10 protein-coding genes are annotated in these 11,534 nt (G+C 40.0%); 6 read left to right on the forward strand and 4 right to left on the reverse strand.

The window, feature by feature from the left end:
* Nucleotides 1–106: 106 nt before the first annotated feature.
* Nucleotides 107–709 (reverse strand): DUF4923 family protein, encoded by a 603-nt coding sequence (locus BWI44_RS12785; protein WP_007663117.1) that lies wholly within the window; start codon nucleotides 707–709, stop codon nucleotides 107–109.
* A 12-nt stretch (nucleotides 710–721) separates the two neighbouring features.
* Entirely contained in the window at nucleotides 722–1,327 is a 606-nt protein-coding gene (gene yihA / locus BWI44_RS12790) for a ribosome biogenesis GTP-binding protein YihA/YsxC (RefSeq protein WP_195208912.1), read from the reverse strand.
* A gap of 368 nt (nucleotides 1,328–1,695) precedes the next feature.
* Here yihA and recR point away from each other — a divergent pair, with 368 nt between their 5' ends.
* The 4 genes from recR to BWI44_RS12810 are packed head-to-tail and all read left to right on the forward strand — an operon-like array spanning nucleotide 1,696 to nucleotide 4,537.
* Nucleotides 1,696–2,313 carry a recombination mediator RecR gene (recR, locus tag BWI44_RS12795; protein ID WP_118294553.1) on the forward strand — a complete coding sequence of 206 codons (618 nt, stop codon included), beginning with the start codon at nucleotides 1,696–1,698 and terminating at the stop codon, nucleotides 2,311–2,313.
* A gap of 26 nt (nucleotides 2,314–2,339) precedes the next feature.
* On the forward strand, nucleotides 2,340–2,798 hold the full coding sequence (locus BWI44_RS12800; RefSeq protein WP_195208913.1) for a hypothetical protein: 459 nt from the start codon (nucleotides 2,340–2,342) through the stop codon (nucleotides 2,796–2,798).
* Entirely contained in the window at nucleotides 2,795–4,003 is a 1,209-nt protein-coding gene (locus tag BWI44_RS12805; protein WP_195208914.1) for a glycosyltransferase family 2 protein, read from the forward strand. The genes BWI44_RS12800 and BWI44_RS12805 overlap by 4 nt, the downstream gene beginning before the upstream one ends.
* Nucleotides 4,004–4,537, forward strand: coding sequence for a GNAT family N-acetyltransferase (locus tag BWI44_RS12810; protein ID WP_195208915.1), 534 nt, complete (start codon nucleotides 4,004–4,006; stop codon nucleotides 4,535–4,537).
* On the opposite strand, the gene BWI44_RS12815 is transcribed toward BWI44_RS12810, so the two are convergent.
* Nucleotides 4,534–5,127: a YqgE/AlgH family protein gene (locus BWI44_RS12815; protein WP_118294794.1), complete on the reverse strand. Its 594-nt coding sequence runs from the start codon at nucleotides 5,125–5,127 to the stop codon at nucleotides 4,534–4,536. The two genes, BWI44_RS12810 and BWI44_RS12815, sit on opposite strands and share 4 nt — an antisense overlap.
* A 253-nt stretch (nucleotides 5,128–5,380) precedes the next feature.
* Here BWI44_RS12815 and BWI44_RS12820 point away from each other — a divergent pair, with 253 nt between their 5' ends.
* Nucleotides 5,381–8,380, forward strand: a complete 3,000-nt coding sequence (locus BWI44_RS12820) for a SusC/RagA family TonB-linked outer membrane protein (RefSeq protein ID WP_229036123.1) — start codon at nucleotides 5,381–5,383, stop codon at nucleotides 8,378–8,380.
* Nucleotides 8,381–8,400: 20 nt separating this feature from the next.
* A complete protein-coding gene (locus BWI44_RS12825; protein WP_195208917.1) occupies nucleotides 8,401–9,981 on the forward strand; it encodes a SusD/RagB family nutrient-binding outer membrane lipoprotein in 1,581 nt (526 codons plus the stop codon).
* 19 nt (nucleotides 9,982–10,000) lie between these two features.
* On the opposite strand, the gene BWI44_RS12830 is transcribed toward BWI44_RS12825, so the two are convergent.
* Entirely contained in the window at nucleotides 10,001–11,317 is a 1,317-nt protein-coding gene (locus tag BWI44_RS12830; protein ID WP_195208918.1) for an aminotransferase class I/II-fold pyridoxal phosphate-dependent enzyme, read from the reverse strand.
* Nucleotides 11,318–11,534 lie beyond the last annotated feature (217 nt).

The raw sequence follows: 11,534 nt of genomic DNA on the forward strand, positions 1-11,534 counted from the left end.
GTTCGAGTCTCGTTTTCCGCTCAATTCTCATAATAATCTAAGAAATTAATAATTAAAAAGCCCCGTAAACAGTAAGTTTACGGGGCTTTTTAATTTCTGTATATTGTTATTCTTTCTTTTCGAGTGAGAACCCTAGCATCATGCCATCGTAGCTGTTTGCCAGAGAGCTGATTGTTTTTAGTGTTGCATTGCTGCTTTTGCTGGAAAGGAAAGTAATAAGCTTTAAAAGTTTATCAGATTCGAACAGCAAATCCATATTGCTTGATGTGCAATTAACTTTGGCATTCATGTTTATCAGTTTAACGAACTTCATGGCTACATGTTTTTCGGTAGCATCGTATGTATAGGTACCCTTCAAAGTTTTGGCTCCCAATTTGACGTTGAATGTACTGTCGGCCGCAAAGGTAAAGCTCATTTGTCCGGGTTTGATGCCTACTTTACTTAATTGCTCGTCGAGCTTGGCTTCTGCCGTAGTAGCGGCTACTGCACCACCGGCTTTCATTAATAAATTATCTGATTCAAATTCGATAGCAGAACCAGTATAGGACCATGTTCCTGTCATATCAACGGTATTTTTACCAGTAACGGCACTAACTACCTTTTCTACGTTTTCTTTATTGAATAAATCTTTTAGCGACTGTGCCTGACTATTGGCAGACACCAGAAGCAAAGTGACAATAAATGCCACTGAAAATACACTCTTTTTCATATAACTATTACTTTATTTGGTATTCAATTCTTTATTAATACTCTCTATATAATCTAATATCTCTTTTTTGCCCATTCTGTTCTCAGAAGAGGTTACAAAATATGGGGGAAGTTCTTCCCATTGCTCTTTTAGTTTTTTCAGATACTGCTGGATATTGCTGTTCAATCTGCCTCCTTTCAGCTTATCGCCTTTGGTAAAGACGATGGAGAAGGGGATTCCATGTTCGCCCAACCATCCCATGAATTCGATATCGATGACTTGTGGATCGAGACGTGAGTCAATAAGCACAAAGAGGTTCGTCATTTGTTCACGTTCCAGAATATAATCTTCAATGATACGCTGTATCTGTGATTTTCCTTTTTGTCCGCGTCTGGCGTAGCCGTAACCGGGTAGATCAACTATATACCAGCTTTTATTAATAAGGAAGTGGTTAATAAGCATTGTTTTTCCCGGAGTGGCAGAAGTCATGGCAAGTCCTTTACGTCCTGTCAACATATTGATGAGGCTGGATTTTCCAACGTTGGAACGTCCGATAAAGGCATATTCGGGAAGTATTCCTGGGGGGCATTTTTTAACGTCTGTGTTACTAATGACGAACTCGGCGCTTGTAATATCCATTTTTATTGTCAAATTTAGAAAGTTTTTTATTCTTTTTTCGTGTGGAGAATGCTTTTTTGAAACCCTCCCAACGTTTTAAAAATATGATGGCGTTTTAAAACCTTACCTTGTATATTCTTAAAAACGTTATGCCCCTTCCAAGAGCTGTTATGAACAGTGGTACGTAAATATTTACACTCCTTACAGGCAGCTTTTCTTTATTTATGCGTGCAAAGGTAACACTTATTTCAAAATTTCGTGTTCAGAATGCAGAATTCTGATTATCTTTTGAGAAGATAAGCTGTATTTCGGCAGAACTTTTTCATGCTTGCATGAAAGTTCTGCCCCCAATTTGCATTATCTTTGTTGCCAATAGTTGATTTTTAAATATGAATGGACAATTTTCCTCGATATTATTAGAGAAGGCGGTGAGTGAATTTGCCAAGCTGCCCGGAGTTGGACGAAAGACGGCTATGCGCCTGGTGTTGCATCTTTTGCGACAGGATACGGCGGTAGTGGAGGCTTTTGGTAACGCCATTGTTACGCTGAAGCACGAAGTGAAATATTGTAAAGTCTGCCACAATATATCGGATACGGAAACTTGCCGTATCTGTGCTAACCCACAGCGGGATGGTTCTACTGTGTGCGTTGTTGAAAATATCCGTGATGTTATGGCAGTGGAAGCTACGCAGCAATTCCGTGGGCTTTACCATGTGTTGGGTGGTGTTATTTCACCGATGGATGGAGTGGGGCCAGGCGATTTACAAATAGAAAGTCTTGTGCAGCGTGTATCTGCAGGTGGAATAAAGGAAGTTATCCTGGCACTTAGTACTACAATGGAGGGTGATACAACCAATTTTTATATTTACCGTAAATTGGAGAAATTGGGTGTGAAGTTGAGTGTCATAGCTCGTGGTATTTCTGTTGGTGACGAACTGGAATATGCAGATGAGGTGACATTGGGACGTAGTATTGTGAATCGAACTCCTTTTTTCGGAACAAATTGAATTATTAGTTATTAAGTTATTAGCGCATGGAAGATCGGATAAAACACGTGGCGGCTCGTTTAAAAGTTATATTTGTCAGCTTTTGGTTGCTGCCGGTTCTGTTAATTGTAGTAGGTGAAACAGGTGGGGAATGGGTAGGCACGTATGCTGCTGATGTACGTGCTACTTATTTTGCTGAAACATTGGTTATTTTGCTGGTGGCTATCTGTGTGCCCGTATCCTTAAAATTATTTGCATGGATGCTTACGTGCAAAATCGATAAGGTTAGTTTGCCCGAAGCCTTGCATTTGTATTCTTTCTGGAGTAAAACTCGTATCGTACTTTTAATGTTACCGGTGTTGGCGGGCTTTGCCGTTTATTATCTCATGTTGAGTAATAAAGGAATTCTTTGTGCTTTTATTGCTCTAACGGCTTCCTTGTTTTGTCTACCCGGTGAAGGACGCTTGCGTAAGGAATTGCATATTAATAAAGAGGAGGAAGCATGAAACTTTCCGTTGTCATAGTCAATTATAATGTTAAGTATTACCTGGAGCAGTGTCTTTGTTCCTTATACAGGGCTATTGACAATCTTTCAGTTGAGATTCTGGTAGTGGATAATGCCTCTATGGACGATTCTGAAGCATATATCACTGAGCGCTTTCCGAATATTACCTATATCTATAATAGAGAAAATCTGGGCTTTGCCTGTGCCAATAACCAAGCAATTCGTGAGTCGAAAGGGGAGTATGTGCTACTGCTGAATCCTGACACTGTATTGTCGGAACAGACATTGGAAGAGGTAATACTTTTTATGGATGCTCATCCTGAAGCCGGGGCTGCCGGTGTGAAAATGATAACGCATGACGGACGCTTTTTGAGGGAATCTAAACGTGGATATCCTACTTTGGCGGCAACTTTTGGTAAATTGTCCGGTTTGGGACGATTGTTTCCGCACTCTAAAAGTTTGGGTGGTTATTATTGTACTGCTTTGGATATGGATGGCGTTCATCAGGTGGAAGTGCTGGCGGGTGCATTTATGTTGCTTCGTCGTTCAGCATTAGATAAAACCGGATTACTGGATGAAAATTTCTTCATGTATGGTGAGGATATTGACCTGTCTTGTCGGATAGAAGAAGCAGGATATCAAAATTATTATTTGCCTTATCCGATATTGCATTATAAGGGAGAAAGTACATCGAAGGATACTTATCGGCATGTGCGTGTATTTTGTGAGGCAATGGATATTTTCTTTTGTAAACATGGAGAACGTTATGGTGTTATAGGGCGTTGGCTGGTGCGTGCAGGTATTCATCTACAGATGTGCGTTCGCTTGTTTGTGCTTTTTGTTCAGCGTTTGTTTAGTTTTCCGGTAAAAGAGATGAAAACCTCTTTTCAGAGAGGAGAACGTTTTCCTCGTTTTCTCGTATTTGGTGAAGAAGCAACCATTCATAGCTTGCGCGTACTTTTAAAGCGTAATGGATTAAGTGGAAAGCATCACTTTGTTGTATCCAATGAAATGTCTGCTGTAGATGGCCATGGAAGTCCATTCATTTCACTGAAAGGTTTCACACATGTAGTATATGATTGTCGTGCCTTTTCTTTTTCAACTATTATTCGCTTGTTGTCCCATCATCGCAAAATGGGATTGAGCCTTGGCATTTATAACCCGGAGAGCCGTGTACTGGTGACTCCTGATAAATGTTACATCTGAATGAAGCACACCTATTTTATAAATGACCGTATTCGTCTTCGTGCTATGGAGCCGGAAGACCTGGAACTTATTTGTGAGATGGAAAATGATCCTCAACAGTGGGATATCAGTAACTTTACAGTACCCTATTCGCGCTATGTTATGAAGCAATACATGGAAAACTCACAGTGTGATATGTTTGCTGATAAGCAACTGCGTATGATGATTGTGCGTCTTGAAGACGGTCTAACAATTGGTACGATTGATATAACGGACTTTTCTCCTATGCACGCGCGTGGAGAAGTGGGTATCGTGATCAGGAAAGAGTTTCGTGGAGCAGGCTATGCAAAGGATGCATTAACATTGCTTTGCGAATATGCTTTTGATTTTCTGCGTATGCGACAATTATTTGTTCACATCGCTACAGATAATGAAGCAAGTATGCGCCTGTTTACTTCATGTGGCTTTGTTTCTTGCGGATTATTAAAAGACTGGCTATGTATTGAAGGATATTTCAAGGATGTTGCATTATTGCAGCGTATCCGGAATGATTAATTTAGTGTAGGAATTTGTGGAAAGCGTGACCATATTTCATACTTGCCTCCCAGCTGTCCCAATACATTTTTCCATAACTCTGCACTTCCTTTTTCATCCATAAGGGAGGAGATGCCTGTTGAGCCTATTAACCAGGTGTTTTCTTCTATTTCCTGGCATAATTGATCATGTTCCCAACCGGAATAGCCCAGGAAGAAACGTATCTTTCCGTCGATATCATTACCTTGCAAAATATAACGGCGGATGGCATCGAAGTCTCCATTCAGATAAACTCCTTTTCCTATTTGCAGCGAATCTTCCACGTCTTTCAGAGTGTGAAGATAAAACAATGTGTCAGTGCTTAATGGACCACCTTTGTAGATTGGTATATTGCTTATATCCTTAAATTCTTTCAATACATCATTTAGGCTTAAAGGAAGTGGTTTGTTGAGTACCAACCCCATTGTGCCATCTGTGGAGTGGTCTACCAACAAAATAACGGAACGTCCAAACATCTCATCATAGAGGAAAGGCTCAGATATCAACACTTTTCCACGTGAGGGTACCACATGGTTTGTTTCTATTTTAAATATGTCCGCATTAGTATCCATGCCCCTAATATACATACAAATCCTCGAAAAACAAATATTATTGTTCTTTTTTCACTGATAGATATTACTTATATGTTATATAACAGGTTTTAATTGAAAAAGAAATTGGTTACATTTGCAGATTGTTATTTCTTTATTGCAAATTATGAAACTTACTATCTATAGTTATATCTGTTTTTTATTTTTTAGTTATTTTTTCTTATACAGTAGTTCTTGTTATGCTTTTGTTGCAAACGACGTAGAAAGTAGTTTGATGGTAATCTTGGCACAGAAAACTCTTACAGGATGCGTTGTAGGTGAGGATGGTGCGCCCTTGGCGGGTGCTACAGTGTTAGAAATAGGTACTTCAAACGGTACGGTTACTGATATGGAAGGGAAGTTTAAATTGACTGTTGCAGACAATGCTATGTTGCGATTTTCTTTTATGGGATATAAAACGCAGGAGATAAGTGTGGGTGGAAAGACTTTCCTGAATATAACAATGGTAGAGGATGCTGTGGAACTGGATAAAATAGTTGTGACTGCATTGGGTATTGAGAAGAAAGAACACTCTCTTTCTTATGCCATGAGTCAGATAAAGAATGAAGAACTGACGAGGGTTAAAATGCCGAATTTGATAACATCGTTGACAGGTAAAGCTGCGGGTGTACAAATAAATCAGGTCTCATCAGGTTTGGGGGCTTCTGCGAAGGTAAGTATTCGTGGAATCCGTTCGGTGGCTGGTGAAAATCAACCTCTTTATGTAATTGACGGTGTTCCTATGCTGAATTCAAGTTCGGAACAAGCTTTCAGTGCCATAGGAGGGACAGCTAATGCAGGAAATCGCGATGGTGGTGATGGCATTTCAAATTTAAATTCAGAAGATATTGAAAGTATAAGTATCCTGAAGGGCGCTCCTGCTGCTGCACTCTATGGAAGCCAGGCAGGTAATGGTGTGATTTTGATTACAACCAAGAAAGGTAAATCACAGGGACAGCGTAGTATTTCATTCTCTACCAGTCTTATGTTTGATAAAGCTGTTTCTTTGCCTGAGATGCAAAACCGTTATGGAGTCAGTGAAGTTATAGATAGTTGGGGTGAGCGACAAAATTTGCCAAAAAATGATAATCTGAAAGATTTCTTTTCTACGGGAATGGCTTCTATTACTTCTGTATCCTTGAGTCATGGTAACGAAAAATTGCAAAACTACTTCTCGTATGCCAATACTACCGGTAAAGGAATTATTGATAAAAACCGTTTGTCGAAACATAATCTTACTTTCAGAGAAACTTCTACTTTGTTTAACGATCGTCTGAGGTTAGATGGTAGTGTAAACCTGATGCGGCAAGTTACTAAGAATAAACCGACGGTGGGCGGATTTTATATGAATCCGTTAGTCGGTCTTTATCGCTTTCCTCGTGGAGAGGATCTGACCTATTACAAGGATAATTTCGAAGTATATGATGAGAGTAGAAATTTGAATATACAAAACTGGCATACTTCTTATGATGACTTTGAACAAAATCCTTATTGGATTGTGAATCGTATACAAAGTAAAGAAGTACGCTTGCATGCTATAGTATCCTTATCGGCAAGTTTCAAAGTAAATGATTGGTTGACAGTACAGACTCGTGGTAATGTTGATTGTATTAATGACAAGCTTCGTCAGAAATTCTATGCTTCCACAGCTCCGGCTTTAGCAGGTACGAACGGACGTTACATAGAAATGGACTATCAGGATATCCAGTTTTATGGTGATCTGATGCTTATGATGAAGAAGCAATGGGGTGACTTCGCTGTGAACGGCGCGCTGGGTACGAGTCTCAATGACAAAACCACCAATTCTACTCGTTATGACTCTAAGACTGCTTCATTATATTATGCCAATGTTTTCAATTTGGCAAATATCATAATGAATGGTTCGGCTGCCCTTGATCAGAAGATAGATGCCCGTCGCCAGCTACAATCCTTGTTTGCCACTGTCCAGGTGGGATACAAAGAAAGCGCTTATATTGATTTGACTGCCCGTAATGACTGGGCATCCACTCTTTCACATACCAAACATGAGAAACGGGGATATCTTTATCCTTCTATCGGAACATCGCTGATCTTGAGTCGCTTGTTTACATTGCCGGAATGGGTGTCATACGCTAAGGTACGTGGAGCTTATAGTATGGTAGGCAATGATATTCCTCCATTCATGACATATCCTCTGTCTCATATAACTGCCGGTGGTGAGTATTTGGCAAATGATGCAGCTCCTTTTAAAGAGATGGAACCGGAAATGAATTATTCGTGGGAGGCTGGTGCTGAGGCGCGTTTTTTGAATAGTCGCATTGGTTTTAATCTTACTTTTTATAAAACGAATACTCGCAACCAATTCTTTAAATTACCTACATTGGCGGGTGATAAATATGCTTATCGGTATGTGAATGCTGGTAATATTCTGAACCGTGGCTGGGAAATAGCATTGGATGCAACACCAGTGTTGACGAAAGATTTCATGTGGAGTACCACTCTTAATTTTGCAACTAATAAGAATAAGATTGTCGCTTTGCATGAAGAATTGAAAGAGTTTGTTTATGGACCTACCAGCTTCTCTTCCAGTTATGCCATGAAGTTGGTGAAAGGTGGTTCTATCGGTGATATTTATGGAAAAGCTTTTGTTCGGGATGCTTCAGGTAATATTGTGTATGAGACGGAAGAAAGTAATGCCGGATTACCTAAAATAGAAGGTGATGGGAACACGGTAAAGGTAGGTAACTCTAATCCGAAGTTCCAGATGGGATGGAATCATACACTTTCTTATAAAGACATCTCGCTTTATTTCCTGGTAGATTGCCGTTATGGAGGGAAAGTACTTTCACAAACGCAGGCAGATATGGACTTGTATGGTGTATCGGAAGTTACAGCGCAAGCTCGCGATGAAGGCTATGTAATGCTCGAAGGACATCGGATAGATAATGTAAAGGGATTTTATAAGATAGTTGGTGGACGTGCGGGAACAACGGAATACTATATGTATGACGCTACAAATATCCGGTTGAGAGAACTTTCGTTGTCATATCAGTTACCTGCCTCCTGGATGGAGAAATCTAAGGTGTTGAAGAAAGTACAACTGTCATTTATAGCCCGTAATTTGTTCTTCTTTTATAAGAAGGCTCCTTTTGATCCTGATTTGGTATTGTCTACCGGCAATGACAATCAAGGTATTGATGTGTATGGAATGCCTACGACGCGTAGTTGGGGCTTTTCATTGAAGTGTGAATTTTAATGGATGAGGAGAAAAGTGGAATGAAAAGATATAGTTGGATATTCGGGGGACTGCTATTATTAGCTTCGTGTACAGGTGACTTTAAAGATATCAATACGGATTTGTCCGGAGTAACGGATGAAGATTTGCAGATTGATTACAATGAACATGGTATTCGTTTAGGCATTATCCAGCAAGGTATTTACTTTAATTATGATTATGGAAAAGGTAAGAACTGGCCTTTTCAGTTGACACAGAATCTGAATGCCGATATGTTCAGTGGATATATGCATGATGGTAAACCGCTGAATGGAGGAAGTCATAATTCGGACTATAATTTGCAGGATGGTTGGAATAGTGCTATGTGGGGACATACTTATTCGTATATTTTTCCGCAGATATACCAGTCGGAAAATGCAACTCGTGACAAGCATTCCGGCTTTTTCGGAATAACAAAGATTCTGAAAGTTGAAGTGATGCATCGCGTTACGGATTATTATGGTTCTATTGTGTATACACACTTTGCCGATCCTGATGCAGAATATGCTCCCGATACACAGGAAGCTGTATACAAAGAATTCTTTTGTGAGTTAGATACGGCTGTGACAGTTCTTACTGATTATGTTGAGTCGAATCCGGAAGCTGCTGAGTTCTCCCGTTTTGATATATTGATGGATGGTAAATATATTTCGTGGATTAAGTTTGCCAATTCATTGAGAATGAGACTTGCTATGCGTATTGCATTGGCGGATAAGGAAAAGTCACGTTCAGAGTTTCTCAAAGCATTTAATAATGAATATGGAGTGTTGGAAACGGAAAATGAACTGGTAGCTGTCTCAACTCAGAGTGGATATACCAATCCGCTGGGTGAACTTAATCTGGTGTGGAATGAAACTTATATGAGTGCTCCCATGGAATCTATTATGAACGGTTACGAAGATCCCCGGAAAGCTGTTTATTTTGCTACTTGTCAGGATAAGACATATACGGGACAATATCGTGGTATCCGGCAGGGGACTTGTTTCTCTCATACTTCTTATCTTGGTTTATCTAAATTGCAAGCCACTCAAAAGACAGATGCTATTCTTATGACTGCTGCTGAGGTTTGGTTCTTGCGGGCAGAAGCTGCTTTACGGGACTGGACAAGTGAAAATGCCGGTACCTGTTACGAGAGAGGGGTTACTGCATCTTTGCGTCAACATGGTATATTGCAAACGGCAGATTATTTGAATAGTGATAAATTGGCTGCTGACTTTGTGGATACATATGATACTGAAAATAATATAAAAGCACGTTGTACAGTGTCTCCAAAGTGGATTGAAACAGCTGACCGGGATACAAAATTAGAAAAGATTATGACTCAAAAGTGGTTGGCGATGTTTCCAGAAGGATGTGAAGCTTGGGCGGAACAGCGTAGAACAGGATACCCACGTCTTTTCCCCGTACGCTTCAATCACAGTAAGGACGGTTGCGTCGATACAGAAATCATGATACGTCGGTTAAATTTTCCCGGAGGCTTACAAACGGAGAATCCAGAGCAGTATCGTGCATTAGTCAATGCTTTGGGTGGGGATGATAATGCCGGTACCCGTTTGTGGTGGGATACCGGCACTAACTGGTAAATTTATTTTTTCTATTTACTTATTTCACCGGATGGTTTTCTGCAAAGATTGCCATCCGTTCTTCTAATTGTGCGTATTGATGATCCTGAATGAAAGAAGTACAAGCGCGTAAACCTTCCTGGTGGCTACCTGTTGTAATCAGTGATATGGCACTGACACCATAATACATCAATTCTTTAGCAAGTTCCCCACTGGTCATACCCGGATAGCCAATGGTAAAGTAGAAACCATCGGCAACTGGATTACCCAAATCATTGTCATATACCAAATGGAAACCATGACGAAGGAAAATTTCTTTTAATTTGTGTGCACGTTCACCATATATCTTTACCTCATCAAGGAAGTTGTATTGCCCTTCGTTAGCAGCTTTCAACATGGCAGCAAGTGCGTATTGTGCAGAGTGACTGGTACCTGAAGAAAGAGCATAAAGTACCCGATGAATGAATACTGTACCAAATGTGCCACCTCCGTATCGTTTGGTGAGTCCAGGGTAGGAGCGATGGTACAATTTGTTTGAGATGCAGCTTACTCCAATGCGTTGTCCGGCATAACTGAATGCTTTAGAGCCGGAAATAAGCAATACATAATTGTCTGTATAATGTGCCACTGATGGTTGGTAAGGTGGTTGGAATGGTTTGCTCAAATCCTGGCGGAAGTCCATTGCAAAGTAAGCCAGATCTTCTAGGACAATTACATCATACTTCGTGGCAAGTTCTCCGATAATATGCAGTTCTTCTTCCTTTAAACATATCCAACTGGGATTGTTAGGGTTTGAGTAAACAATAGCAGAAATATTGCCTTTCTCAAGATAGCTTTCCAGCTTTTCTTTTAGTTTGTCACCACGGAAGTCATATACATCAAAGGTTTCAAACTTTTGTCCCATGACCACCAACTGTTGTTTTTGCACAGGAAATCCCGGGTCGATAAACAATATCGTATCTTTCTTTTCATCACATTGACTGCAAGTGAGGAATGAGGCGAAAGTGCCTTGCATAGAACCGGTAACTGGTACACACCCTTCGGGCTTTAAATCTACATTAATGAAAGCTTTGATAAAACGTGAAGCTTCTTCTTTCAGGGCAGGTAATCCGTTGATGTCGGGGTAGAGACTGGCAATTCCTCTTTGTAATGCTTCAATTTCAGCTTTTACACCTACTGTCGAAGGAGGCAGACCTGGTACACCCATTTCCATTTTTATGAATTCTATACCTGACTCAACTTCTGCTTTGGCAGCAATTGCTTTTACTTCGCGGATAGTAGCCTTTCCAAAGTCGGCAATTTGAAATGCTTCGATGGTTTCGTCTATCAACTTACGTTCAATAGGAGTATTTCTCATGATTTTTCTCGCTTTTGGTTCATTTTGATTTGTTATTCGATTTTTTTCTCGTCAGACAAAGGTAATATAAATATCTTATAATCAAGCTTAGTTTAAAAAAGATGAAAAATATTTCTTCCAAGCTATTGCAGGTTTCAAAGAAATGCCTACCTTTGCAACCGCAATCGAGAGAGATAGCAATTAAAAATGAAATTATGGTGCGTTAGTTCAGTTGGTT

This window comes from Bacteroides sp. Phil13 (assembly GCF_001940965.1).
Taxonomy (GTDB): Bacteria; Bacteroidota; Bacteroidia; order Bacteroidales; family Bacteroidaceae; genus Bacteroides; species Bacteroides intestinalis.